Origin of the sequence: Bradyrhizobium sp. 192 (assembly GCF_023100965.1) — a bacterium.
Classification (GTDB): Bacteria; Pseudomonadota; Alphaproteobacteria; order Rhizobiales; family Xanthobacteraceae; genus Bradyrhizobium; species Bradyrhizobium symbiodeficiens.
Map to the genome: position 1 here is coordinate 3318965 of NZ_CP064690.1, position 25743 is coordinate 3344707.

The 25743-nt window shown below is 65.1% G+C and carries 25 protein-coding genes; 16 read left to right on the top strand and 9 right to left on the bottom strand.

Annotation, left to right across the window (positions count from 1 at the left end; translation table 11 throughout):
• Positions 1 to 4: 4 nt before the first annotated feature.
• Together IVB24_RS15095 and ccoS are read left to right on the top strand one after the other, a co-directional pair.
• Positions 5 to 2194: a cation-translocating P-type ATPase gene (locus IVB24_RS15095; protein WP_247773492.1), complete on the top strand. Its 2190-nt coding sequence runs from the start codon at positions 5 to 7 to the stop codon at positions 2192 to 2194.
• The gene (ccoS, locus tag IVB24_RS15100) at positions 2194 to 2361 is read left to right on the top strand and encodes a cbb3-type cytochrome oxidase assembly protein CcoS (protein ID WP_100236671.1); all 168 of its coding nucleotides are present in this window, start codon (positions 2194 to 2196) and stop codon (positions 2359 to 2361) included. Before IVB24_RS15095 ends, ccoS begins: the two co-directional genes overlap by 1 nt.
• On the opposite strand, the gene IVB24_RS15105 is transcribed toward ccoS, so the two are convergent.
• Together IVB24_RS15105 and IVB24_RS15110 are read right to left on the bottom strand one after the other, a co-directional pair.
• Positions 2358 to 3560 (bottom strand): MFS transporter, encoded by a 1203-nt coding sequence (locus tag IVB24_RS15105; protein ID WP_247773493.1) that lies wholly within the window; start codon positions 3558 to 3560, stop codon positions 2358 to 2360. The two genes, ccoS and IVB24_RS15105, sit on opposite strands and share 4 nt — an antisense overlap.
• Before the next feature lie 87 nt (positions 3561 to 3647).
• The gene (locus tag IVB24_RS15110; RefSeq protein ID WP_140477758.1) at positions 3648 to 4130 is read right to left on the bottom strand and encodes a cupin domain-containing protein; all 483 of its coding nucleotides are present in this window, start codon (positions 4128 to 4130) and stop codon (positions 3648 to 3650) included.
• 236 nt (positions 4131 to 4366) lie between these two features.
• Here IVB24_RS15110 and IVB24_RS15115 point away from each other — a divergent pair, with 236 nt between their 5' ends.
• Positions 4367 to 4651: a hypothetical protein gene (locus tag IVB24_RS15115; RefSeq protein WP_162308438.1), complete on the top strand. Its 285-nt coding sequence runs from the start codon at positions 4367 to 4369 to the stop codon at positions 4649 to 4651.
• Between the two features lie 81 nt (positions 4652 to 4732).
• On the top strand, positions 4733 to 5449 hold the full coding sequence (locus IVB24_RS15120; protein WP_247773494.1) for a peroxiredoxin-like family protein: 717 nt from the start codon (positions 4733 to 4735) through the stop codon (positions 5447 to 5449).
• A 61-nt stretch (positions 5450 to 5510) separates the two neighbouring features.
• Here IVB24_RS15120 and IVB24_RS15125 read toward each other — a convergent pair whose 3' ends face one another.
• Positions 5511 to 6392 (bottom strand): LysR family transcriptional regulator, encoded by an 882-nt coding sequence (locus IVB24_RS15125; protein ID WP_247773495.1) that lies wholly within the window; start codon positions 6390 to 6392, stop codon positions 5511 to 5513.
• Positions 6393 to 6568: 176 nt separating this feature from the next.
• Here IVB24_RS15125 and IVB24_RS15130 point away from each other — a divergent pair, with 176 nt between their 5' ends.
• Both IVB24_RS15130 and IVB24_RS15135 read left to right on the top strand, forming a co-directional pair.
• Complete coding sequence (locus tag IVB24_RS15130) at positions 6569 to 7393, top strand: 3-hydroxybutyrate dehydrogenase (RefSeq protein ID WP_247773496.1); 825 nt, start codon at positions 6569 to 6571, stop codon at positions 7391 to 7393.
• A gap of 73 nt (positions 7394 to 7466) precedes the next feature.
• Positions 7467 to 8615 (top strand): patatin-like phospholipase family protein, encoded by a 1149-nt coding sequence (locus tag IVB24_RS15135; RefSeq protein WP_247773497.1) that lies wholly within the window; start codon positions 7467 to 7469, stop codon positions 8613 to 8615.
• 20 nt (positions 8616 to 8635) lie between these two features.
• On the opposite strand, the gene glgA is transcribed toward IVB24_RS15135, so the two are convergent.
• Complete coding sequence (glgA, locus tag IVB24_RS15140; RefSeq protein ID WP_247773498.1) at positions 8636 to 10051, bottom strand: glycogen synthase GlgA; 1416 nt, start codon at positions 10049 to 10051, stop codon at positions 8636 to 8638.
• A 195-nt stretch (positions 10052 to 10246) separates the two neighbouring features.
• On the opposite strand from glgA, the gene IVB24_RS15145 reads away from it, so the two are divergent.
• The 8 genes from IVB24_RS15145 (at position 10247) to IVB24_RS15180 (ending at position 19272) form a co-directional block, all read left to right on the top strand.
• On the top strand, positions 10247 to 11443 hold the full coding sequence (locus IVB24_RS15145) for a CoA transferase (protein WP_247773500.1): 1197 nt from the start codon (positions 10247 to 10249) through the stop codon (positions 11441 to 11443).
• A 131-nt stretch (positions 11444 to 11574) separates the two neighbouring features.
• Complete coding sequence (locus IVB24_RS15150; protein WP_247773502.1) at positions 11575 to 13119, top strand: ABC transporter substrate-binding protein; 1545 nt, start codon at positions 11575 to 11577, stop codon at positions 13117 to 13119.
• A 7-nt stretch (positions 13120 to 13126) separates the two neighbouring features.
• Positions 13127 to 14077, top strand: coding sequence for an ABC transporter permease (locus IVB24_RS15155; protein WP_247773504.1), 951 nt, complete (start codon positions 13127 to 13129; stop codon positions 14075 to 14077).
• Entirely contained in the window at positions 14064 to 14936 is an 873-nt protein-coding gene (locus IVB24_RS15160; RefSeq protein ID WP_247773505.1) for an ABC transporter permease, read from the top strand. The genes IVB24_RS15155 and IVB24_RS15160 overlap by 14 nt, the downstream gene beginning before the upstream one ends.
• Positions 14933 to 15925, top strand: a complete 993-nt coding sequence (locus tag IVB24_RS15165) for an ABC transporter ATP-binding protein (RefSeq protein WP_166474452.1) — start codon at positions 14933 to 14935, stop codon at positions 15923 to 15925. The genes IVB24_RS15160 and IVB24_RS15165 overlap by 4 nt, the downstream gene beginning before the upstream one ends.
• Positions 15922 to 16893 (top strand): oligopeptide/dipeptide ABC transporter ATP-binding protein, encoded by a 972-nt coding sequence (locus IVB24_RS15170; protein WP_247773507.1) that lies wholly within the window; start codon positions 15922 to 15924, stop codon positions 16891 to 16893. Before IVB24_RS15165 ends, IVB24_RS15170 begins: the two co-directional genes overlap by 4 nt.
• Before the next feature lie 76 nt (positions 16894 to 16969).
• Positions 16970 to 18037 carry an alcohol dehydrogenase gene (locus IVB24_RS15175; protein ID WP_247773508.1) on the top strand — a complete coding sequence of 356 codons (1068 nt, stop codon included), beginning with the start codon at positions 16970 to 16972 and terminating at the stop codon, positions 18035 to 18037.
• Positions 18038 to 18192: 155 nt separating this feature from the next.
• A complete protein-coding gene (locus tag IVB24_RS15180) occupies positions 18193 to 19272 on the top strand; it encodes an isocitrate/isopropylmalate dehydrogenase family protein (RefSeq protein ID WP_247773509.1) in 1080 nt (359 codons plus the stop codon).
• Positions 19273 to 19305: 33 nt separating this feature from the next.
• Here the strand turns inward: IVB24_RS15180 and IVB24_RS15185 are convergent, their stop codons facing one another.
• From IVB24_RS15185 to IVB24_RS15200, 4 genes are all read right to left on the bottom strand, one after another.
• Positions 19306 to 19593, bottom strand: coding sequence for a hypothetical protein (locus IVB24_RS15185; RefSeq protein WP_247773510.1), 288 nt, complete (start codon positions 19591 to 19593; stop codon positions 19306 to 19308).
• A 104-nt stretch (positions 19594 to 19697) separates the two neighbouring features.
• Positions 19698 to 20519 carry an enoyl-CoA hydratase gene (locus IVB24_RS15190; RefSeq protein WP_094975412.1) on the bottom strand — a complete coding sequence of 274 codons (822 nt, stop codon included), beginning with the start codon at positions 20517 to 20519 and terminating at the stop codon, positions 19698 to 19700.
• A 313-nt stretch (positions 20520 to 20832) separates the two neighbouring features.
• Positions 20833 to 21204, bottom strand: a complete 372-nt coding sequence (locus IVB24_RS15195; protein ID WP_014497036.1) for a helix-turn-helix transcriptional regulator — start codon at positions 21202 to 21204, stop codon at positions 20833 to 20835.
• 29 nt (positions 21205 to 21233) lie between these two features.
• Complete coding sequence (locus IVB24_RS15200; RefSeq protein WP_094975411.1) at positions 21234 to 22283, bottom strand: LysR family transcriptional regulator; 1050 nt, start codon at positions 22281 to 22283, stop codon at positions 21234 to 21236.
• A 486-nt stretch (positions 22284 to 22769) separates the two neighbouring features.
• Here IVB24_RS15200 and IVB24_RS15205 point away from each other — a divergent pair, with 486 nt between their 5' ends.
• Both IVB24_RS15205 and IVB24_RS15210 read left to right on the top strand, forming a co-directional pair.
• Entirely contained in the window at positions 22770 to 23036 is a 267-nt protein-coding gene (locus IVB24_RS15205; protein ID WP_094975409.1) for a hypothetical protein, read from the top strand.
• Between the two features lie 206 nt (positions 23037 to 23242).
• Positions 23243 to 23974, top strand: a complete 732-nt coding sequence (locus tag IVB24_RS15210) for a cytochrome c biogenesis protein CcdA (RefSeq protein WP_094892322.1) — start codon at positions 23243 to 23245, stop codon at positions 23972 to 23974.
• A gap of 12 nt (positions 23975 to 23986) precedes the next feature.
• Here IVB24_RS15210 and IVB24_RS15215 read toward each other — a convergent pair whose 3' ends face one another.
• Positions 23987 to 25444, bottom strand: a complete 1458-nt coding sequence (locus IVB24_RS15215) for a sensor histidine kinase (protein ID WP_247774101.1) — start codon at positions 25442 to 25444, stop codon at positions 23987 to 23989.
• Between the last annotated feature and the right edge of the window lie 299 nt (positions 25445 to 25743).

The window sequence follows — 25743 nt, forward strand, 5'->3', positions numbered from 1 at the left end:
CGTCATGCAAGTCACGCGAGATTTTTCGCACTATGTCCGCACCGCGGGCGAGGGCGTCCAGCACATCGATCTCGCGGTCGAAGGCGTTCATTGCGCCGGCTGCATGGCCAAGATCGAGCGTGGCCTCTCGGCCATTCCCGACGTCACTCTGGCCCGCGTCAATCTCACCGACCGTCGCGTCGCGCTGGAATGGAAGGCGGGAACGCTCGACCCCGGAAAGTTCATCGATCGCCTCGAAGAGCTTGGCTACAAGGCCTATCCGTTCGAGACCGAGAGCGCGGAAGTGGCGGAAGTCGCCGAATCGCGTTTCCTGCTGCGCTGCCTCGGGGTCGCCGCGTTCGCCACCATGAACGTGATGATGCTGTCGATCCCGGTGTGGTCGGGCAACGTCTCGGACATGCTGCCCGAGCAGCGCGACTTCTTCCACTGGCTCTCGGCGTTGATCGCGTTGCCGGCGGCAGCCTATGCCGGTCAGCCGTTCTTCCGCTCGGCCTGGCGCGCGTTGTCGGCAAAGACGACCAACATGGACGTTCCGATCTCGATCGGCGTGATCCTGGCGCTCGGCATGTCCGTGGTCGAGACCATCCACCATGCCGAGCACGCCTATTTCGACGCGGCGATCATGCTGCTGACTTTCCTGCTGGTCGGCCGCGTCCTCGACCAGAACATGCGGCGGCGGACCCGGGCGGTTGCCGGCAATCTCGCGGCGCTGAAGGCGGAGACGGCCGCGAAGTTCGTCGGCCCTGATGAAATCTCGCAGGTGCCGGTGGCCGCGATCAATCCAGGCGACATCGTGCTGCTGCGGCCCGGCGAGCGCTGCGCGGTCGACGGCACGGTGATCGAGGGACGTTCCGAGATCGACCAGAGCCTGATCACGGGCGAGACGCTCTATGTCACGGCCGAGCAGGGCACGCCGGTCTATGCGGGCTCGATGAACATCTCGGGCACGCTGCGGGTGCGGGTCTCGGCCGCGTCCGAGGCGACGCTGCTCGCCGAGATCACGCGGCTGCTCGACAACGCGCTGCAGGCGCGCTCGCGCTACATGCGCCTCGCCGATCGCGCCTCGCGGCTCTACGCGCCGGTGGTGCATGCGACCGCGCTCATAACCATCCTCGGCTGGGTCGTCGCCGGCGCGTCCTGGCATGATGCGATCGTGACGGGCGTAGCCGTGCTGATCATCACATGTCCCTGTGCGCTGGGGCTTGCCATTCCGACCGTGCAGACCATCGCCTCCGGCACGATGTTCAAGTCCGGGGTGCTGCTGAATTCCGGCGACGCGATCGAGCGGCTGGCCGAGGCGGACCATGTCATCTTCGACAAGACCGGCACGCTGACGCTGCCTGATCTCGAAGTGATGAATGCCGCCGACATTCCCGCCGATGTCTTCGAACTCGCCGGCCGGCTTGCGCTGTCGAGCCATCATCCGGTCGCGGCCGCCGTCGCGCAGGCGGCCGGCGCCAGATCGCCTGTTGTCGGCGCGACCGAGGAAGCCGGGCAGGGCGTCCGTGCGAGCGTGGACGGCGTCGAGCTTCGCCTTGGCCGCCCCTCCTTCTGCGGTGCGGAGGCGCTGATCGGCAGCACCTTTGTCGATCCCGAAGCCTCCATCGTCGCTTTCAGCAAGGGCAACGAAAAGTTCGTCCTCTCGGTCCGCCAGGGCCTGCGGCCGGATGCGAAGGCCGTGATCGCGGCGCTGAAGGCGCGTAACATCGGCATCGAGATTCTCTCCGGCGATCGCGAGCCGGCCGTGAAGGCGGCGGCCCATGTGCTTGAAATCCCCGAATGGCGCGCCGGCGTCACGCCGGCCGACAAGATCGCACGGATCGAGGAATTGAAGCAGCGCGGCGCCAAGGTGCTGATGGTCGGCGACGGCATGAACGATGCGCCGTCGCTCGCGGCAGCCTATGTCTCGATGTCGCCGATCTCGGCCGCGCATCTGAGCCAGGCCACCGCCGATCTGGTCTTCCTCGGCCGGCCACTGGCTCCGGTGGTCGCCGCGATCGATGCCTCGCGCAAGGCGCTGCATCTGATGCGGCAGAATCTCTGGCTTGCGATCGGCTATAACGTGCTGGCGGTGCCGGTTGCGATCAGCGGCGTCGTGACGCCCCTGATCGCGGCTGCGGCCATGAGCGGATCGTCGATCCTGGTCATGCTGAATTCGCTGCGGGCGCGCAGCAAGTCGCGGGAGATCGCGTGATGGAGATCCTGGTCATCCTGGTCCCGCTGGCGCTGATGCTCGGAGGCGCCGGTCTGGTCGCCTTTCTCTGGTCGCTCAAAAGTGGCCAGTACGACGATCTCGATGGTGCTGCCTGGCGCGCCATCGCCGACGACGAGCCGCCGCAGGAAGCCCCAGTCAAGCGCTAGCGCCTCAGGGCGAAGGTGAGCATGGCTGCAGCCACAAGGGCCACGCCCACGCCGAGTACGCACGCGTGCCATCCGAATGCGTCGAACAGGCGCCCGAGCACGGCCGTGCCGACCAGCCCTCCGCAGAAATAGCACGCAAGATAGGTCCCGCTGGCGATGCCGCGGTTGTCGGCAGCCGCCTGTCCGACGAAGCCCGTCGCAGCGGCCTGCGCGAAGAATGTGCCGACGCCGACGAGAACCATGCCGGTGAGGACTTCGCTCAGATGCGGCATCAGCATCAAGGGCAGGCCAAGCCCCGCAATTGCGAGCGCGCCCCAAATCGTCGGACGCGTTCCAAGCTGCGATGCCACCCGGCCGGCCAGAAGCGTCGTGATGACCGACGGCAGAAAGACGAAATAAACGAGGCCCACATCCATCATGCCGAGCGACAGCGGCGGCCGGACCAAAACGAAATTGACGAAGGTGAAGGTGCCGATGAAGGCGAACAGGATGCAGAAGCCGATGCCGAAGGCGGCGCGCAGCCGCGGATTGCGCCAATGCGCGATCGCGGCGGCAAGCGGCGATGCGGCCGGCATCATTGCCTGCATCGGCTGCGCGCGTCGGATCGTGAAATAGACCAGCACCGCACCGGTCAGATTGAGCGCCGCGAACAGATAGAAATTCCAGACGAGGCCGAGTCCGTCGGACACGGCAGCGGAGATCAGCCGTCCCGCGAGGTTGCTCGCGACATTGCCGGTGATGTAGGCGGCAAAGGCGCCGCCTGCATCCATGGCGCTGCACTGCTCACCGAGATAGGCGAGGGTGAGCGCGAAGGCTGACGCCATGCACAGGCCCTGCGCGACCCGCAATGCCGTGAAGACGGTGAGATTTGGCGCCGAGGCGAGCAGGCTGGTCGGAATCGCCAGTAGCGCCAGGCTGAGCAGGATGCCGAAGCGCCGGTTGATGTGCGGGCTGAAAAAGCCGACGACGAGGCTGGCCGTGGCCATCCCGAAGGTGCTGGCGTTGACGGCAAAGCCCATCGCCGCCGGCGTGACGCCGTAGTGCCGCGTCAGCGCGGGCAGGATCGCCTGCGTCGCGAAGAGATCGACGACGGTCAGGAATGCGGTGAGCCCGATCACGAGCGAGCGCAGCGCCAGGCCTTGCGAGTGCGCGCTCATCGTCGTCGCGGCCCCTGTTGTCGGCGCAGATAGATCGGTCATGGCGGAATTGTCCTGTGAGGATGTGGCGCCCGGCATGGGGTCCCGGGCGCCACATCCAGTAACGTGCGCTTGGGCTAGTCGCGCTCGTTACATGTGGTGGTCGTTGGGATCCTTGCGGACGTCGCCGACATAGAGAATGACGGTGTCCTTGCCGAGGTTCTTCCACCAATGCGAGGTGCCATGGACCTCGGAGCGGATGTCGCCCGCCTTGTGCACGATCGGATCGACGCAGTTGGAGGCGTATTCGACGATCTCGCCCTGCTGCACGAAGATCAAGGCGGGACGGTCGTCGTGGCTGTGCCAGGGCACGATACCGCCGGGCTCGATGGTCAGCTTGCGGAAGCGCAGCTCGCGTCCCTCGATATGTGCGGGCTGCTTGCCGAGGTCGATCGCACCGAGCGTGACGTCGGTAACGCCGACCGGCTTATAGTCGACCATCTGCTGGGCGTTGGGCTTGATCTTGCCGGCCGGGCATTCGCCGGCGGCGACCGGCTGTGCCGAGAGCGTGAGCGCACCGGCGAGGGCAAGGCCCGGCCAGATCAGACGCGACAGGGCATGGCTCCTGGACATGGAAAGTCTCCTGTGTTGGCCGCAACCCCACTGGTCGCCGGCGATGACGGGAGCTTCATCGAGATCGCAGCCATCCTGAAATGCCGGCTTGCTCTTGATGCGATAGCATCGCGCTATGTTGATGCGCGGCGGCTATCGATCCGATTGGGCAACGGCATTTCCGCTTTCGCGGCATTCGGCGTCCGATGGCGGGGCGCCCCATTGGCGGGCGTTCGCGTCAATCGGGAGGAGCCCTCATGCCGAAATTATCCAAGACCCTGATCGCCACCGCCGCGTTTGCGGTCATCACCACCTCGGCCTTCTCGGAGGCCGCCTGGGACTTCAAGGCCGGCATGGCCTATGTCTATGGCGGCCCCGGCAAGATGTCAGCGATGGCCATGGCCCCTGCCGAGAAGAACCACGAGGCCATGATGAAGAGCGCCAAGAAGGTGCCCGACAACACCGTCTTCTTCATGGACAACGGATCGCTGTACTACACCTCGGGACGGCTCGATCCGACCGGCAATTTCTACGTGAACTGAACGGGTCCTGGCATCGCGGCCGCCCCTTGCGGGCGGCCGAACCCGGAAACTAATATTCCCCAGGAAATGCCGGAGCAGAAGATGACAGCTCTCTCGCCCGCCAACGCCGAACAGCTCAGGCTTGCCTTCCAGCGCTGCCGTGACATGGACGGCACGCTGAACGAACAGCTCCGCGCCTATGCGGATGCCAGCCGTGCCGTGTTTCCGGCCTATGGCGAGGCCGTCGATCGCCTGGTGGCGAGATTGGGCGGCAACGGCGGTGGCGAGTCCGCGCCGCGCCCGGGCGATGCGATGCCGCGATTCATGCTGCCGGACGAGGCCGGGCGTCTCGTCACGCTACCGTCGCTGCTGGAGCGTGGTCCGCTCGCCGTGATGTTCTTCCGCGGCCATTGGTGTCCCTATTGCCGGCTGAACGTCCGCGCCGTGGTCCAGGCGCTCGATCGCATCAAGGCCATGGGGGCACAGGTCGTCGCGGTGATGCCGGAGACGCAGGAATATACCGGGCTACTCAAGGCCGAGTCCGGCGCGCCGTTTCCGATTTTAACTGACCTCGACAACGGCTATGCGCTTTCGCTCAATCTTGCGATCTGGCTCGGCGCCGAGATCCAGAGCCTGTTGTCCTATCAGGACATGGCGAGATTCCACGGCAATGACGGCTGGGTGCTGCCGATCCCGGCCGTTTTCGTGGTCGGTCGCGACGGCATCGTGACAGCTCGCTTCGTCGATCCCGATTTCCGTAAGCGCATGGAGATCGATGACCTGCTCGCGGCGCTGGAGAGTGCGGGCAGAGAGAACTGAGCGCTCGCGCTTTCTGCCTTCTCCCGCAAGAGGAGAGGGGAAGAGCCGATCGTCCTCCCCGCTACCCCGCAATCTCGCGCCAGTCGGCGCCGCGCAGCATGCGCATCACGGCGTTGGCCACCGCCGTGCGTTGCCGTCCGGCCACCCCGTAGAGGCTGACGGTGCGGCGGGCGTCCAGCCCGGCGACGGCGGCGCGCGTCAGTGTCTGCGGCAGGGGCGAGGTATGCGGCACCATGGCAACGCCGATGTCGGCTTCGACCAACTCGATCAGGTCGCGCTCGCTCGAGATCTCGTGGCCATGCTCGATGCCGTGCTCGCGCAGGCTTACGGAGATGCGGCGCGCGTGCTCGCAGTAAGTCCGGTTCAGCAATTGCTCCGAGCGCAAATCCTCCAGTTCGATCGTGCTGCGGCCGGCCAGCCGGTGTCCGTCGCCAACGACGAGATCGAAGCTCTCGGTGAACAGTGGCCAGGCGTCGAGCCGGTTCCAGGCCTCGTCGATCTCGGCGGCGATGCCGAGCTCGGCTTCGCCCTTCTTGAGGAAATCGCCGACCTCGCGGCTGGTCCCGCGCAGGAAGCGCAATTCGAGCCGGTTGAACTGCCGCCTGATCTCGTTGAGATGGGGAATGAGCAGTGCGAGATCGATCGAATGCGTCAGCGCGATGCGGAGCGCGCCTACCTCACCGCTTTTGAACGAGGAGGCGAGCGAGCGCGCGCCGGCGGCGGCGTCGAAACACTGCTTCAGGAGCGGATGCATGCGCTGGCCGAGCTCGGTGAGTTGCGCCGCCGGCCGCTCGCGGCGAAACAGGTCGCCGCCGAGCTCGGCCTCGAGCTGCTTGATCGCGCGCGTCAGCGAGGGCTGTGTGACGTTGCACTCCTCGGCCGCGCGCGTGAAATTGAGCAGCTGCGCCACCGCGAGGAAATAGCGGACCTGGTGCATTTCCATGGATCGGCTCCCGGCAAGATAGGGCGATCCTATCGGATCGAACCGGCGAATGACATCCCACCCGCAATAGCGCGCGCCTATGGATTCGGAAGCCAGCCGGTATTTCCGTTCGGGCCGCCGATCCTCCAGGGTCTGCGAAAGCTGGAAGTCCAGCCATCGCCAACGAGGACCAGGTCATGAACATACCGCTGAAGCTGCAGACATCTCAGCCCGCACGCGCGCTGGCCGGCAAGGTGGCGCTGGTCACGGGCTCGACCAGCGGTATCGGCCTCGGCATTGCACGTGCGCTGGCGGCGGCCGGCGCCGACATCGTGTTGAACGGCCTCGGCGTTGCCGCCGATATCGGCCGGACGCGGGAGCAGATCGCCGCCGAGTTCAGCGTCAAGGCGAGCTACTCTCCGGCCGACATGACGAGGCCAAAGTCGATTGCCGAGATGATCGCGGCGACCATCGCCCAGGCCGGCCGGCTCGACATCCTCATCAACAATGCCGGCATCCAGCATGTCGCGCCGCTCGAGCAGTTTCCGGTCGAGAAATGGGAGCAGATTCTCGCCATCAATTTGACTTCGGCCTTCCACACGACGCGGCTCGCGCTACCCGCGATGCGCCAGAACCGTTTTGGCCGGATCATCAACATCGCCTCCGCGCACGGCCTGGTCGGCTCGCCGTTCAAGGCGGCCTATGTCGCCGCCAAGCACGGCATCGTCGGCCTGACGAAAGTCACGGCGCTGGAGACCGCGGAGGACGGCATCACCTGCAATGCGGTCTGTCCCGGCTACGTCTCGACGCCGCTGGTCGAAGCGCAGATCGACGGGCAGGCCAAGGCGCACGGCATTTCCCGCGACCAGGTAATCCGCGACGTGCTGCTCGCGCAGCAGCCGAACAAGCGCTTTGCCACGGTCGAGGAACTGGGCGCGCTGACGGTGTTCCTGTCGACGGATGCTGCCGCTTCGATCACAGGGGTTGCGCTGCCGGTCGACGGCGGCTGGACTGCGCATTAACATGGGCCGGCGCAGCAACAAGTCGTCGCCCACCGCGAACATCCGGGTATTGCAGGCTGATCAGGAGCGAACCATGAGCGGTACGCAGGACAACACGCGAAGCACGGCCACGGATCTACCGGGGCAGGTCGTCCTCGTGCTTCAGGGGGGCGGCGCGCTTGGCTCGTACCAGGCCGGCGTTTACCAGGCGCTGCACGAAGCCGGCATCGAGCCGGACTGGATCATTGGCACCTCGATCGGCGCGATCAATGCAAGCCTCATTGCGGGCAACGCGCCGGAGAATCGCCTCGCGCGCTTGAGAGAGTTCTGGCAGCGGATGGAGCAGAAGCCGGTCTGGGACTGGCGCGCCGCGTTTCCCGGCTTCAACGAGAAGCTGGCCTATTGGTCGGCCGTGACGCACGGCATTCCCGGTTTTTTCCGTCCCAATCCGCTGGCGCACGCCGGGGATTCCTATCCGCTGGGCACCGACCACGCCGGCTTCTATTCGACTGCTCCGCTGGAGAAGACGCTGAGCGAGCTGGTCGATTTCCATCTGGCCAATCGCTGCGCGCCGCGGCTGACTGTCGGTGCGGCTCATGTCGGGACCAGCCAAATGCGCTATTTCGACAGCCGCGACGGCGTGCTGACGGTGAAACATGTCATGGCCTCCGGCGCATTGCCGCCGGCTTTTCCGGCGGTGCGTATTGACGGCGAGCTCTATTGGGACGGCGGCATCCTCTCCAACACGCCGACGGAAGCGGTGTTCGACGACAATCCGCGCAGGGATTCGCTGATCTTCTCCGTGCACCTGTGGAATCCCGTCGGCGTCGAGCCGACCACGATGGCGGAGGTGCTCAACAGGCACAAGGACGTGATGTATTCCAGCCGGATCGCGAGCCAGATCGCGCGCCAGCAGCAGACCCATCGGTTGCGCCATGTCATCAACCAGCTCGCGGCACGATTGCCCGAGAGCGAGCGCAGCGATGCCGCGGTGAGGGAGCTGACCAGCTATGGCTGTCCGACCCGCATGCACGTGGTGCGGCTGCTGGCGCCGCAGCTCGATCGCGAGACTCATACCAAGGATATCGACTTCAGCCCGTCAGGGATCACGCGGCGCTGGCACGCCGGTTATGCTCACACGAAGTCCGTGATCGCGCGCAAGCCCTGGATCGGCGAGTTTGACCCGCTATCGGGTGTCGTGCTGCACGAGCACATGGACGAGATGCCGGAGGCTGCGGAATGAGGTTGCCCTGCTGTCGCGGCTCACACCGCTGCAAGCTTGCGGTACAGCGCGTTGTAGCTGCCCGCTGAGATGCTCCAGGAAAACGAGCGTCCCATGGCGCTTCGGCGCATGGTGTCGAGCTGATCCTGTGCCATGAAGGCGGAGAAGGCGCGGCGGACGCCGCCGAGGAATGACTCGCGCGAGGGCCTCGAGAACAGGAAGCCGGTCTCGCCGTCGGTGATGGTCTCGGCGAGGCCGCCGGTCTGGTGCCCGATCGGCAGCGAGCCGAAACGCTGGGCATACATCTGGCTTAGGCCGCACGGCTCGAAGCGCGAGGGCATCAGGGTGAAGTCGCTGCCGGCGAAGATGCGGCGCGCCTGGGCGTCGTTGAAGCCGATCACCACGCCGATGGCGTCGGGGCGGCGGCGATGCGCGTCGATCAAGGCCTGCTCCAGCGCCGGCTCGCCGGAGCCGGTGACCACGATCTGCCCGCCGGCATCGACGATCTCGTCGGCCGCCGACAGCACGAGGTCGATGCCCTTTTGGTGCACGAGGCGCGCGACGATGCCGAACATCGGGCCTCGCGACACCGCCAAGCCGAACTGCTTGCGCACGTAATCCGCATTGGCCCTCTTGCCGACCCAATCGCCGGCGCCGAACTGCTGGGCAAGCTGGGCGCAGGAGCGCGGGTCCCAGCTCTCGTCGATGCCGTTGAGGATGCCGGTGAGCTCCGACGCGTCCGAGCGCAGGCGGAGCAGGCCCTCAAGGCCGCAGCCGAATTCGGCCGTGGTGATCTCGCGCGCATAGGTGCCGCTGACGGTGGTGAGGTGCGAGGCGTAGACGAGGCCGGCCTTGAGGAAGGAGAGCTTGTCGTAGAACTCGACGCCGTCGATATGAAAGGAGCTCTCGGGTATGCCAATTCGCCGCAGCGAGTCCTTCGGGAAGAGGCCCTGATAGGCGAGGTTATGGATGGTCAGGATCGACGGGACTTTAGCGCCGCGCCAGGCGAGGTAGGCCGGCACGAGCGAAGCCTGCCAGTCGTTGGCATGAACCAGGTCCGCTGCCCAATTCTTGTCCAGCTTGCCCATGGCGAGTTCAGCGGCCGCCGAGGCAAAGCGCGCGAAGCGGATGTCATTGTCAGGCCAGTCGCGCCCGGCCTCGTCGCCATAGGGATTGCCGGGCCGGTCGTAGAGTTGTGAGCACAACAGCACGTAGACCGGTAGGCCGTCCTTGGTCGCGGCCCGTCCAAGCGAACAGGCCGGCATCTCCGCGAAGGCCGGGCAGCGGCCGACGATCTGAATATGAGTGAGTTGCTCGATGATGTCGCGATAGCCGGGCAGCATGATCCGGATATCGGCAAAGGGACGAAGGGCACGGGGCAGGGCCGCGGAAACCGCGCCGAGTCCGCCGACGCGGACGAAGTCGTCCATCTCAGTGGTAACGAACAAGACCCTCAAGAACAGCTGCCCTCTGTCGATCCCGTTTGTGGCTATGCAAGAACGGGTCCAGTTGTCCTGGAATTTCTTAAAGCTTACCCACGCGGTGCGTCGGTTCGGTAAACACTTTCCTACTCGGCCGCCGCCCTTTAGGGTCGCCGCATCAACGACAGAGAACTTCGAGAGTTCCTAAGAGCCCCAAGGACGTGAGCAGGCATGCAGCTAGCAGATAAGCAGGAGGGGACGACGACAAAAGCCTTCGCGGGACTGCGGGTCCTGGATTTTTCGACCACCATCGCCGGTCCTCACTGCGCGCGGATGCTTGCCGACATGGGTGCCGAGGTCATCAAGATCGAGACCGACGGTGGGGAGACGATGCGGACCCGGCCACCGTTGCGCAAAGGGTGCAGCACCGCGTTTGGGCAGCTCAATGTCGGCAAGAAGAGCGTGGTGCTCGACCTCAAGTCCGAAGACGGCAAGGAGGCGGTGCGCCGGCTGGCCGCGACCGCCGACGTCCTGGTGGAGAATTTCCGCCCCGGCGTGATGCGCCGGTTGCGCCTCGACTACGACAGCATGCGTCAGGTCAACCCGAAGCTGATCTATTGCTCGATCTCGGGTTACGGCCAGACCGGCCCCTCGGCCGAGCTTCCGGCCTATGCCCCGGTGATCCATGCCGCCTCCGGCTACGACATGGCGCATCTGGCCTACCAGCCCGGCCGTAGCCGCCCCGATTATTGCGGCATCTATCACGCCGACGTCCTCACCGGCACCTATGGCTTCGGCGCGATCGCGTCCGCGCTCTATCAGCGCAGCGTGACCGGCCTCGGCCAGCACATCGACGTCTCCATGCTGGAATCGATGCTGTCACTGACGCTGACCGAATTGCAGGGCGCGCAATTCGACGTGAAGCCGCCGCCGCGCCCGATGTTCGGGCCGACCGAGACGGCAAGCGGCTACGTCATGATCACGGTCGCCAGCGAGAAGACGTTCCAGGCCCTGATGCAGGTGATCGGCCGCCCCGAATGGATCTCCGATCCGCGCTTTGCCGCCTATGCCGCGCGCCGCGACAATTGGGCGGAGGTGATGGACGGCGTCGAAACCTGGTCGCGGCAGCTCACGACCGATGCCTGTCTTGTCGCGCTCGGCGCGGCCGGCGTGCCAGCCTCTGCCTATCGCACCGTGTCCGAGGCGCTGGCCGATCCGCAGCTCGCGCACAGGCAGGCGCTCTCATCCGTGCACGACGAGGGCGGCTCCTTTCAGGTGCTCAACCTGCCGTTCCGGATGTCGGGCGCCGATATCACGCCGGCCAAGACGATGGCCGTGCTCGGCGAGCATACGGACGCGCTGCGCGACGAGATCGGCCTCGCCGAGGACGCGTCAATTCCGACAGGCAAAACTGCCGCGACAGGCTGAGCACCATTGTGCCGCACGTGCGGCGTGTGATCTGTCGCGCGTTCCTCTTGCCGTGGCGCGCTTTTGTCGCCAATCTCGCTCCCAGTCATTCAGCGATCCGAAACATCGGACGAGGGATCCGGGGAGGAACCATGACGAAGATGGCTGCTGCGGCGCGCAAACACGCGCCGATTTTCCTTGTTGCGGCATTTGCTCTTCTTCCGCTGGCCGGGCCCGCACAGGCGCAGAAGTCTGGCGGCGGTATCACCGTCGGTCAGGAGCTGGAGATCGCCGGCTTCGATCCGCTCAAGGTCGGCGTCTACGACACCTCCACCTTCACCGCGGCCGCCGCCATCTTCGACACGCTGACGACGCTGGACGACAAGGGCGAGGCCGCGCCAAAGCTCGCGGTGTCCTGGACCCATTCCGACGATTACATGAGCTGGACCTTCAAGCTGCGCGAGGGCGTGAAATTCCACGACGGCACGCCGTTCAATGCGCAGGCCTTCAAGGAGAATTTCGACCGGCAGAAGGACCCGGCCAACAAGTGTCGCTGCGCCTTCTACATCACCAACGTCAAGGAGGTACTGGCGCCGGACGACACCACGATCGTCTACAAGCTCACCGATCCCTCGGTGAACCTGCCGGCGACCATCACGATCCAGAGCCAGAACAACGTCATTCATTCGCCGACCGCCTGGAAGACCAAGGGTGACGATTACAACCGCAACCCCGTCGGCACCGGGCCCTACATCCTGAAATCCTGGACCGCCGGCGACCGCATGGTGCTGGAGAAGAATCCCAATTACTGGGACAAGGGCCGGCCCTATCTCGACCGCATCGTCCTGAAGCCGTTGCCCGACGCCCAGTCGCGCTTCGCCTCGCTGCAGTCGGGCGAGGCCGACATCATCTGGGACGACGAGGCCGACGCCGACAACATCCTGAAGGCGCAGAAGGACCCCAAGCTCACCGTTCACACCTATAAGGGCTCGGGCGCTGCGGTCTACGCCTTCAACACCAAGGTCGCGCCGTTCGACGACGTCCGCGTGCGACAGGCGCTGGTGATGGCGATCGATCGTCCGAAAATGTCGCAGGCGATCAGCAACGGCCTGAGCCGGCCCGCCAGCAATCCCTATGGCGACGGCTCCTGGGTCAAATGCAAGGACGACGGCGCGCTGCCGTTCGACGTCGAGAAGGCCAAGGCGCTGATCAAGGACTACGGCAAGCCGGTCGAGTTCAAGATGCTGGTGACCGCGACGCCGCGCGGCCGCGTGGTCGGCCAGGTGCTCCAGCAATTCTGGAAGCGTGTCGGGGCCAACATGGAGATCGAGCAGGTCGACCAGGCCACCATTCCGTCGCGCGCCTTCACCCGCCAGTTCCAGATGACGCCGTGGCGCATCGTCGATCTCGCCGATCCCGATCCGCAGATGTACGCGAATTTCCGCACCGGCAGCCCGCTGGCGCTCGCCGGCTTCTCGAATCCCGAGCTCGACAAGCTGCTGGACCACGCGCGCGTCACGGCCGATCTCAGCCAGCGCATCGAGGATTACTGCGCCATAAGCCGCCTGATCAACAAGGAAGCCATCTGGTTCTGGACCTTTCAGAACACCTATTACGCGCTGTCGAGCGCCAGGCTGAAGGGCTTTCCGAAGATCTACAACGGCGTGATCGACGTCTCGAGGACCTGGCTGGAATGACGCCGCGATGCTGAACTTCGTCGTTCGCCGGCTGCTTGCCATCCTCCCGGTTCTGCTTGCCGTCTCGCTGCTGACATTCCTGATCGCCTCGCTGCTGCCGGGCGATCTCGCCCTCGTGATCCTCGGCGATCAGGCGACGCCGGAGAATGTCGCGGCGCTGCGCCGTGACATGGGGCTCGATCAGCCGCTGTGGTGGCGTTATCTGAGCTGGCTCGGCCACGTCCTGCAAGGCGATCTCGGCCGCTCGTTTCGCACCGGGCAGACGGTGTTGCAGGCGGTCGCCGAGCGCATTCCGGTCTCGCTCGAATTGATGCTGATGGCCGAGTTCATCGGGCTGATGATCGGCGTCCCGGTTGCGATCGCCTGCGCGGCGCGTGCCGGCGGTGCGTTCGACCGCGTCATGACCGGCAGTGCTTTTGCCATGTTGTCGATGCCGTCCTTCCTGGTGGCGATCCTCTTGATCTACCTGTTTGCGGTCGAGCTGCATTGGCTGCCGGCGACCGGCTATGTGCCGTTCACCGAGGAACCGTTCAACAATCTGCGCTTCTTCGTGCTGCCGGCGCTGACGCTGGCGCTGGCGGAATGGCCTGGGATCATGCGGGTGCTACGCTCCGACATGATCGCGACCTTGCAGGAGGACTATATCGCGCTCGCCAAGGCCAAGGGTCTCAAGCCTGCGCGCATCCTGTTCGTGCATGCGCTCAAGCCGTCGTCGCTGACGCTGGTGACGGTGACGGGCATCAATATCGGCCGTCTGCTCGGCGGCACGCTGATCGTGGAGTCGATCTTCGCGCTGCCCGGCATCGGCCGGCTCCTGGTCGGGGCGATCTACACCCGCGACCTCGTCATCCTCCAGGGCGTTGTGCTGCTGGTTGCCTGCGGCTTCGTCATCGTGAATTTCATCGTCGACATGCTCTACGCCGTGCTCGACCCCAGGATCCGCCATGGCCACGCTTGAGCTCTCGATGCAGGAGGAGGCGGCGCCTGTGCCCGTCGGCCGCAAGCGTAGGCTCGGCCTGCTGTTCTGGCTCGCCAGCGCCTGGGTCGCGATCATCCTTTTGCTCGCGATGCTCGCGCCAGTGCTGCCGCTGCAGAACCCTGTCGACATGGACATGCTGGAGCGCCGCGCGGCGTTCTCCACCGAGCATTGGCTCGGTACCGACGGGCTCGGCCGCGACGAGTTCGCCCGGCTGATATTTGGCGCGCGGGTGTCGCTGACGGTCGGGCTGATCGCGCCGATGATCGGCCTCACGCTCGGCGGCGCGCTCGGCCTGCTCGCCGGCTATTTCCGCGGCCGGTTCGAGACGCTGGTGGTCGGCAGCATGGACGTGCTGCTCGCCTTTCCGCCGCTGATCTTCGCGCTCGCCGTCGTTGCCTATCTCGGCCAGTCCATTGCCAACCTCACCTTGATCCTCGGCGTGCTCGGCATTCCCGCCTTCATGCGGGTGGCGCGGGCGGCGACGCTGACGTTGGCGCGGCGGGAATTCGTGATCGCAGCCGAGGCGCTCGGTGCCAGCCATGCGCGCATCCTGTTGCGCGAGCTGTTGCCGAACGTGATCCTGCCGCTGCTGGCCTTCTTTCTGCTCGGCGTTGCCGTCACCATCGTGGTCGAGGGCGCGCTGTCCTTCCTCGGTCTCGGCGTGCCGCCGCCGATGGCGAGCTGGGGCAGCATGATCGGGGAGGGGCGCGAGAGCCTCGACGTCGCGCCGCGGCTGGCCTTTCTGCCCGCGGCGGCGCTGTTCCTGACCGTGCTTGCCTTCAATCTGGTCGGCGATACCCTGCGGGCACTGACCGACCCGCGTCAGGGGGCGCTGTGAGCACTCCGCTGCTGACCATCGAAGGCGTCGCGGTCGATCTGCCGACGCCGCGCGGCAATTTGCGTGCGGTCGACCATGTCGATCTGTCGCTCGATGCGGGGCGCACGCTCGGCATCGTCGGCGAATCCGGCTGCGGCAAGACCATGCTGTCGCGTGCGGTGCTTCAGCTCTTGCCGAAGAAGGCAAAGCTCACCGGACGCGTGATGTTCGAGGGACAGGACCTGGTGCGGCTTCCCTCGGAAAGCCTGCGTCGCTTGCGGGGGCGCGACCTTGCCGTCGTATTCCAGGACCCCATGACCTCGCTCAACCCGGTGCTGACCATCGGCACGCAGCTGATCGAGACGATCCAGGAGCATCTCGAGCTCGATGCTCCGGAAGCACGGAAGCGCAGCATCGAGCTGCTGGCGGCTGTCGGAATTCCGGCGCCGGAGCAGCGGCTCGCGCAATATCCGCATCAATGCTCCGGTGGCATGCGCCAACGTATCGCGATAGCGATCGCGCTGTCCTGCGAGCCGAAGCTCTTGATCGCGGACGAGCCGACCACCGCGCTCGACGTGACCATCCAGGCGCAGATCCTCGATCTGCTCGCGCGCGAGCAGCGCCGCCGCCACATGGCCATGATCATCATCACCCACGATCTCGGCGTGGTCGCCGGCCGCGCCGACGAGGTCGCGGTGATGTATGCGGGCAGGGTGGTGGAGCGCGCGCCGACGCGGGCGTTGTTCAAGCGGATGCACATGCCCTACACCGAGGCGCTGTTGGCGGCGATCCCGAAGCTGGAGACCGCGCCGCATACGCCGCTGCCTGCGATCTCCGGCCGCCCGCCCGATCCGACACGGCCGCTGCGTGGCTGCTCCTTCGCACCGCGCTGCCGCTATGCCGCCAGCCGTTGTCATGAGGCCAAGCCCGGCCTGACGAGCGCCGAGATGCCTGATCATCTCTATGCCTGCTTCCACCCGATCCAGATGGCGGAAGGAATCGGCGCATGATGCAGCTTGCCGTGCGCGCCGAGCCGCTCCTGAGCGTCGATAATCTCGTCGTCGAATATGGTCTCGGCAACAAGACGGTGCACGCGGTTTCCGGTGTCAGCCTTGCGGTCGCGCGCGGCGAGACGCTGGGTCTCGTCGGCGAATCCGGCTGCGGCAAGTCGACGCTGGGGCGCGCGGTGCTGCAACTCCGCCGCGCCAAATCCGGCCGCGTGCTGTTCGACGGCGAGGACCTCACCGCGATGGAGGGCGAGGCGCTACGCAAGATGCGCCGCCGCGTGCAGCTCATTTTCCAGGATCCGATTGCCTCGCTCAATCCGCGCCGCCGTATCGGCGACATCGTGGCCGAGCCGCTGATCATTGCCGGCGTCAAGGATGCCGCCGAGCGCAAGCGCAGGGTTCACGAGGTGCTCTCTGCGGTCGGGCTCGATCCTGATCTCGTGGCGGGCCGCCTACCGCACGAATTCTCGGGCGGGCAGTGCCAGCGCATCTGCATCGCGCGGTCGCTGGTGCTCAACCCCGAGTTCATCGTCTGCGACGAGCCGGTCTCGGCGCTGGACGTCTCCATCCGCGCGCAGATCCTCAATTTGCTGGAGGAGATGAAAGCGCGCTTCGGCCTGACGCTGCTGTTCATCGCGCATGATCTCGCGGTGGTCAAAGCGGTCAGCGACCGCGTCGCGGTGATGTATCTCGGCCGGCTCTGCGAGGTCGGCCCTTCGGAGCAATTGTTCGCAAATCCCGCACATCCCTATACCGGGCTCTTGTTGCAGGCGATCCCGGTGCCCGATCCGGATGTGCGTCCCGCCGAGAGTGTGGCGGCCGGTGAGCCGCCATCCCCGATTGCGCCGCCGTCCGGCTGCCGCTTCCGCACCCGCTGTCCGCGCGCCGACCAGCGATGCAGCGCGGAGATACCGGAGTTGCGCGAAGTCGCACCCGGCCAGTTCGCGGCTTGCCATCATCCGCTGGCCTGAACTAAGACCGGTTTGTCTCGCCTTGCCGGCCATGGCATGGTGGCGCGGCGACAAGAAGCATGCCGGGAGGACGCCGATGAAGAGTTTCAAGGTTGCCGATTTCAAGGCGCCGCTGCAAGAGTTCGACGAGGCCACGCCGCAGCCGTCCGGCACGCAGGTGCTGATCAAGGTGAAGGCGGCCGGCGTCTGCCACAGCGACCTCCACATCTGGGAAGGCGGCTACGATCTCGGCCATGGCCGCAAGCCATTGTCGTTGAAGGACCGCGGCATCAATCTCCCGCTGACCATGGGGCACGAGACGGTCGGCGAAATCCTGGCGTTCGGTCCCGACGTGAAATCGACCGACCAGGGCGACCTCAAGCTCGGCGATGTCGGCCTCGTCTATCCCTGGATCGGTTGCGGCAAGTGTGCGACGTGCCTGGCCGGCGATGAGAATATGTGCCTGACGCCGCGCTCGCTCGGCGTTTATTGCGACGGCGGCTATTCCGACCACATGCTGGTGCCGCATCCGCGCTACCTGCTTAACCTGAAAGGGCTCGATCCCGCGACGACCGCGCCTTATGCCTGTTCGGGTGTCACCACCTACAGTGCGCTGAAGAAGGTCGAGCAGCATTTCGACACCCCGATCGTGATGTTCGGTGCCGGCGGTCTCGGCCTGATGGCGCTGACGCTGCTCAAGGCGATGGGCGGCAAGGGCGCGGTCATGGTCGATATCGATGCCAGGAAGCGCGAGGCTGCGGAAAAGGCCGGCGCGCTCGCCACCGTCGATCCCAAGGCGCCGGATGCGCTGGAGCAGTTGGCGAAAAAGGTGGGCGGGCCGATCCGCGCCGTGATCGACCTCGTCGGCAATGCCGCGACGACGCAACTTGGATTCGACTGCCTGACCAAGGGCGGCAAGCTCGTCATCGTCGGCCTGTTCGGCGGCGGGGCGACCTGGGCGCTGCCGCTGATTCCGATCAAGGCGATCACGATTCAGGGCAGCTATGTCGGCAACCTGCGCGAGACGCAGGAATTGCTCGATCTCGTTCGCACCAAGAAGGTGCCGCCGATCCCGGTGACGACGGCTCCGCTCGCCAAGGCCAACGAGGCGCTGGTGCAATTGCAGCGGGGCGCGGTGGTCGGGCGCACGGTGCTGACGCCGTAGCAACGGTTCTCTCCGCGGTCATTGCGAACGCAGCGAAGCAATCCAGAAATCCCTCCGCGGAGTCTGGATTGCTTCGTCGCATCAGCGCAAGATTGCTACGCAATCTTGTCGCGAGTTCCTCGCAATGACGACTAACCCCTTCCTCGAGGCCGCCCATGTCCGCAAACAACGCCTTCCACATTGCCGTGCTCGCCGGTGACGGCATCGGTCCCGAAGTCATGGCGCCGGCCGTCGAGGTGCTGCGCAAGATCGAGCAGAAATCGGATCTGCGCTTCCGCTTCACCGAGGCGCCGGCCGGCGCCAACAATTATCTCGCCACCGGCAAATCGATGCCTGACTCGACCATCAAGCTGTGCGAGGAGGCCGATGCCATCCTGCTCGGGGCCTGCGGCCTGCCGTCGGTGCGCTACCCCGACAATACCGAGATCGCACCGCAGATCGAGCTGCGTTTCATCTTCGATCTCTATGCCGGCGTGCGACCCGCGCGGCTCATTCCGGGCGTGCCGAGCCCGATCGTCGGTGCCGACCGGCGCGGCATTGATCTCGTCGTGATCCGGGAATCGACCGAAGGCCTGTTCGCCTCGATGGGCAAGGGCGTCGTCACCCACGAGGATGCGCGCGAGACCATGGTGATTACGCGCAGGACCTCCGAGCGCCTGTTCGAATTTTCGTTTCGCCTCGCCGAGCGGCGCAAGGCGCGCGGCAAGCCGGGCGCGCTCACCTGCGTCGACAAGGCGAATGTGTTCAAGGCGTTTGCGTTCTTCCGCGGCATTTTCGATGAGATCGAGAAGAAGCATCCCACCGTGAAGACCGATCGGCTCTATGTCGACGCCTGCTCGGCCATGCTGGTCAAGCGTCCCTGGGATTTCGACGTGATGGTGATGGAGAACATGTTCGGCGACATCGTCTCCGACATCACCGCGAGCCTGATTGGTGGCCTCGGCATGGCGCCGTCGGCCGACATCGGCGACAAATACGCCGTGTTCCAGCCCTGCCACGGCACCGCGCCTGACATCATGGGGCAGGGCAAGGCCAATCCGACCGGCATGATCCTGTCGGCGGCGATGATGCTGGATTGGCTCGCCGACAAGCACGGCGTCGAGAGCGCGGCGGAGGCCGGCGAGACGATCGAGCGTGCGGTGGATCAGGTCTATGCCGGCGGCATCAAGCCGATGGAGTTCGGCGGCAGCAACGGCACGGCGGATATCACCAAGGCGGTGCTTGCGGCGCTGTAGTCAAAGAAAAGGGGCCCGCAGGCCCCTTTGTGTTCACCAGCGGCGCCAATGGTGATGGCGGTGACCCCAGCCCCACGGACGCGGGCCGTAGAAACGTCGCGGGCCGCCATAATAGCCGTAGGCGCCATAATAGTTCGGGCGCCAGAAGCAGCGGCCCCAGGGGTTGCAGACCCAGCGCACCTGATCCACGTCAGCAGCCGGGCCCTTTGCAATCTGGTCCGCCTGCGGAATGCCGTTCGGCATTGCCGCGAGCGCCGAGCCCGAAGCGAGCGCCGCACCGCCCAAGGCAGCCAGGCCGAGAACAGCAAACTTAAGTTTCATCGCAATCTTCCTCGTTGGTGGCGAGAGAACCTGCGGCGGATCAACTGGTTGCTATCTAGTTGCGGCCGCACGCGGATTTAATCTTCCTGAATGAAGGTTCAGATTCAGCGCCCCTGGAAATTGGGTCTGCGTTTCTCCATGAAGGCTTGCCGACCTTCGCGGAAATCGGCGCTGTCCATGCAGGCATTGCCGATCGCCTTGATCGCCTCCATGTCGCGCCGGCTCTCGTCCTTCAGTACCTGCGCGATGGTGATCTTGGCGGCCTTGATTGCGAGCGGGGCATTCTCGGAGATGGTCTGGGCGATCGTCATCGTCTCGCCCCAGAGCTCATCGACCGGGAACACGCGCTCGACGAGGCCGATGCGCAGCGCTTCAGCGGAATCGATGCGCATGCCCGTGTACATCAGAAGCCGCGCCCAGGACGGGCCGACGAGCGACACCAGATGCTTCAAGCCGTCATAGCCATAGGCGATGCCGAGCTTTGCGGCGGGAATGCCGAACTGGCTGCCATGCGAGGCGAGGCGGATGTCAGCAAGCATGGCAACCTGCATGCCGCCGCCGAGGCAATAGCCGTCGATGCAGGCGATGGTCGGCTTGGGATAGTCGGCCAGCATCGCGCGCTGGGCGGCGCTGCGCCTGGCATATTCCTCAGACGCCGCCGCGTTATGGCGCGTCTTCTCGAACTGGCTGATGTCGGCCCCGGAGACGAACGCCTTGCCGCCGGCACCGCGCAGGATCACGACGCGCACCGTCTCGTCATCGCGCAGGGCCGTCAGCGCCTCGCCAAATCCCTCCCACATCTCCAGCGACATTGCGTTGCGCCTGTCGGGATTGTTGAAGGTGATCACGCCGACGCCATTGGCTGCGTGCTTGAGGATCCTGCCGTCGGCGTAAGGTGTTTCGATCGTGCTGGAAATGTCGGGCATCGCGCGCTCGCTTGTCGTTTGGCAAGGTGCAATGTGCGGCGGGGGCGTTACCGCGGTCAACGGCGGCAGGCGAGGTGGCTTGCATCCGCCTGTGCCGCTATTGCATGGCGGCCGTGCCGGGACGTTCGCAAGACGGGAACCAATGGCAACAAAAAGGGGCGGTCGGACCGCCCCTACAAGCAAAGGTCGCACGCGGAAAGCGCGCGGGCGAGGACGGACGCAAGAACATGCAATCCGGGTCTCGTCAATCCGGCCGCGCCCCCGTGGCGCGGCGGATTGAAGGTCGGTCGTAAAGACAGACCGTCGACCGACCTCAGGCTTCGTTCGCCGCGATCGATTCCATCAGCGAGACGAGCTGACGTTGCACCGTCTGGTCCTTGATCTTGCTGTAGGCGCGCAGCAGGCGGAGGCTGAACGCGCTATCAAGGAACAGGAGGCTCTCGACTTCGCGGGCCTTGTTGTCGCCGTCGTAGAAGAAGGTCACGGGCACATCGAGAGCGGTGGCGATCTGCTGAAGCCGAGCCGCGCCGACGCGATTGACGCCCTTCTCGTATTTCTGGACCTGCTGGAAACTGACGCCGAGCTTCTCGCCGAGTTCGGCCTGCGAGATCTTCATCTCGACACGCCGCAGACGGATCCGTTTGCCCAGCTCGATGTCCGGCTTGCCGGCACTGCGCTGCTTCATTCTTTTCGCCGCTGCTTTCATCTTCGTTTTCACCTTTGTTCTTCGGTTGAAAATCCCCCGAAGAGCTGGGTCAGGGGTTCGCCCATATACGAGTCCTTGAATTCATGCGGGTGCACGAACTCTTCCTTAAACCACGGGAAGCGGGCCGGACTGAAAGCTTCGATCAGCCAATCAATCATGTGCCGCACGCGCGGAATACGGCCGCTACCGGGATGGTAGGACAACCAGATATCCAGCGGTCGGTTCAACTCGACCTCCAGTGGAATCAACTTCCCGCCAAGCGCGATGGCGTAGCTTGGGAAGACGCCGATGCCGGCGCCATTCGCAACCGCCCAGTAGTTGGCGCTTGAGACGTTGGTCTTCATGACCAGAAGGTCACGTTCCGATACGCCGGGAAAGAAGCTCTCGAAGGTTTCCTTGGCGGCGAGCTGATCGGCGAATTGCAGCACCAGGCGATGCTTGATCAATTCCGCCGCCGTGCGCGGCGCGCCATGCTTCTCGATGTATTTCTCCGAGGCCCAGAACATCAGATGCATGCGGCCGAGCCGCACCAGCTTGATGTCGAGCGCCGAGGGACGCAACAGATGGATCGCGACGTCGGCCTCGTGGCGCGAGACGTCGGCCGAGCGCATTGCGCAATGCAGGTCGACCAGGATCTTCGGATAGGCCTGCTGGAATTCAACCAGGCGCGGGGCGAGCCAGAACGTGCCGAGCCCCTCGGTGACGGCGACCCGCACCTCGCCGGACAGGGCGTTGGCCATCGAATCGCTGGCGCGCAGCACATCGAAGGTGGCGGCCTCCATGCGCTCGACGGCGGAGACCACCAGCGCGCCTTCATCGGTCAGATGGGTGCCGTGGACGTCGCGGGTGAACAGTGTGGTGCCGGTCTGGCGCTCGAAATCGTCGATTCGCCGGCGCACGGCGTTGATCGACAGCGACAAGCGCTCGGCCGCCGACCGGAAACTTCCGCATCGGACGACTTCGAGGAATATACGGGCGGCATCCCAATCTGAGAGGCCGCTGAGATTTGTCTTTGGGCGTTCCGCCAGAGGAACGCCCCTTTCCGCCAAGGAGTGCATACAAGTCCCTTCGGGTCGCTAAACTGGCAGAATCTGGCGCAAACTACAACCACTGCGGGTTGGGGGATGATGAGTTTTGAACCATCATCCTTACTACCTTGTGGGTGGTATTTAGATGCTGCCATGGGCTGGGGAATCGGGTGGATTATTCGCCCGCAAGAGGGGTTGTAGCGTGAGTTCCGTTGCGAGCCGTGAAATGGCTGCGGGATTGCAGGCGCTGGCCGCAATGAATGTCGTTGCGCGCGAGCCGGCATCAGGTCTCGCGATGGATCCATCACAATGCGCCACGCGTTCGCTTGAGGACGGCTTCGAAAACAGCCGCCGGCGTTGCGCGGCAATGTTGGCTGAAGTCGCGGTTCCACAGCAGAAACGCGCTGGAATCAGGTTCGGAGGCGCAGTGGCCTCATGGTATCCTCAGAGCTCCATGGGGGCCGAAGAGATCGTCCCAATCACGTCCCGCAGGCCGAATTAACGGAAAGAACGCCGGTGTCGCATTCAGACGAACAGTTGCAGTCGGTGCTGGAAACGCTCGAGGGGTGCCGCAGGGTTCTCAACGCGTGCGACAGCCGTGAGTCGGCCGAGCTGCTCTCCATTGTCATCCTCGACGTCAGGATGAAGCTCAAAGGAATTGACAGTGCCGATCTCAAGGCACTGTGCGACGAAATGCTGCGGAGCGCCGCGAGCGTGCCGCCGTCCCCTTCCAAGCAGACGCAGGACCAGCCCCGGCGTCCGCTGCTCCGCGTGGTGAAGTAGCCGCGCCGCCGAATCTCGCTTTTTGGCGAGGTTTGTGCGCGTCCCGATGCCGCATCTGTGATCGCAGGCGGCATCGGGAGGAGCCCTGGTTTCGTGCGCCTCTGTTGCGCATTCTCCGGCATCGGTTACACCAGAGCCGGTTCGGCTTCGGGCCGCGCGCATTCCCGGCGCGCTTCACCGGCGCCTGAGATGGCTCAGACGGCATCATGCAAAATGTTTCGATCCCGGCGGCGCTGATTGCCGGCCTCGTCAGCTTCCTCTCGCCTTGCGTCCTGCCCCTGGTCCCGCCCTATCTGATCTATCTGACGGGCGCCACGATCGAGCACGTCGAGAGCGACGAGCCGGCCTCGGCCTCCAAGCGCGCGATCATGATGTCGGCGCTGCTGTTCGTGCTCGGCTTCTCCACGGTGTTCGTCGCGCTCGGCGCCAGCGCCTCGCTGGTCGGCGGGCTGATTCGTGCATGGTCGGCGGAGCTTTCGATCCTCGCCGGCATCGTCATCATCATCATGGGCCTGCACTTCCTGGGCCTGACGCGCATCGGCCTGTTGATGCGCGAGGGACGGCTGCCGATCCCGAAGCCGGTCGGTCTCTGGGGCGCCTATATCATGGGGCTCGCTTTCGCGTTCGGCTGGACGCCCTGCATCGGCCCGATCCTCGCCGCGATCCTGTCGATCGCCGCCGCTGAGACCACGGTGACGAAGGGCGCAGGTCTGCTCGCGGTCTATTCCGCCGGTCTCGGCATTCCCTTCCTGATCGCTGCTTTGATGATCGAGCAGTTCTCCGCGCTTTTCGCGCGCATGAAGGGCCATCTCGTCAATGTCGAGCGCGCCATGGGCGTCCTGATGGTGATCACCGGCATCGGCTTTCTCACCGGCGCAGTCTCGAATGTGAGCATCTGGCTGCTGGAGACGTTCCCGGCGCTGCAGACCATCGGGTAGGGCGCGTCCCGTTCACCGCGTCTCGTCCAGCGCGCAGACCACGGTGCAGACCACGCCGCGCGGCAGGAAGTCGACGGTGGCCTCGCCGCCGAGCTGGTCGCGGGCGCTGCGCTCGATCAGGCGCGAGCCGAAGCCGCGCTGCACCGGTGCCGTCACCGGCGGTCCGCCGGTCTCGGTCCAGACCAGGCGCAGCCGCGGTTTCGGGGCATCGGCGATGATCTCCCAATCCAGCGTCACCCGCCCGGTCTCGTTGGACAGCGCACCATATTTCGCTGCGTTGGTGGCGATCTCGTGCACGATCATCGACAGCACCACGGCGAGTCGCGGCGACAATGGCACGGCGGGTCCGGCCATGCGGATGCGGTCGGGACCGTTCATCAGGAACGGCTGCAGCGCGCGGGCGATCACCTCCCGCAGCTCGGAGCCCGCCCATTTCTCCTGGCTCAGCAGATTATGCGCTTCGGCCAGTGCGCCGAGCCGCCCCTCGAACTTCATCCGTTCGTCCCGGCTGGCACTGCGGAAGGTCTGCACAGCGATCGCCTGCATCAAGGCCAGCGTATTCTTGACCCGGTGGTTGAGTTCGTCGATCAAGAGATTGTGCAGCATCTCGCCGCGCGCGATCGTGGTCGCCATCCTGACCGCGAAGGTGAGGCCGGTCAGCAGCAGGATGCCGCCGATTAGGCTCGTGATCGCGATGTTGCGCCAGAGCGGCGCGATCAGCGAGCTCTCGGGGACGCCGGCCACGACCGTCCAGCCCGTCAGGCTCGACCTGGTAAAGGCAGAGGACAGCGCCACCCCGTCGAGCGAGACGCTCGAAAGGGCGGCTTCTGACGTGCGAGTCATTGCATCCTTGAGTACGCCGGAGGCCCGCTTGCCGATCATCTCGCTCGGGTTCGGTACGCGCGCGAAGACGACGCTCTTGGTGTCGAGCAGGGATACAGTCCAGACTTGGTCCGGGCGTTGCTTCTCGACAAGCCCCTGAAAGATGCTGATCGGCGGGCTGAAACAGAGGTCGTAGATCACCTCGCCGTCGCGAAATACCGGAACCTCGACGGTGAGCTCCTGCCGGCCGTTGATCGCGCCGATGAACAGGTCGGAATATTGCGGCGTTTTCCTTGCAAATACTCTTTCGATTGTCTCGAGATTGCCGCGTGGCGGCAGGCTTGCGGTGTCTTCCGTTGCGGAAGAGAACAACAGCCGACCCTCGCGATCGGAGATCAGCACCAGGCCGCCTTTGCCATATTGCTCGACGAAACCGAGCGCGATGCGGCAGAAGTTTTGGAAGTCGTCGTTGCGCAGCGCATTGGTCAACGCGAGCACCTGCAGGCCGCCGGTCATCCGCTGTACCTCGGAGTCCAGCACGAGGCGCATGCTGCGCACGTTCTCCAGCACGCGGCGGGTCGCGTCGCTCCGGTCCTGCTTGTAGTTGTAGAAGACAATGCCAACCGCGAAGACGATCAGCGGCAACATCGTTCCCGTGACCAGAAGAGCGAGGCGGACCGGCAGGGTGAGCTTTGACAAACGTGAACTTCCCGGCGCCGACGCGACGGCGCCGGACAAACGAAGCATAGAGCAGCGGCTCCATTGTGCCACGGCACAATTGGTCATGGATCGGCGCTCCGGGAGAGTGATGAGGTGAAGGTTGCGGTGCAGCAGATGGCATGAGCGCGGGTCCTGCGTCGAACTGTATCAGCGGCGGGCTCATCATTGCCGGACCGCGCATCCGAATCCGGCTTCCGTCCCGCCGCGGATTTTCATACGCTTGCCTC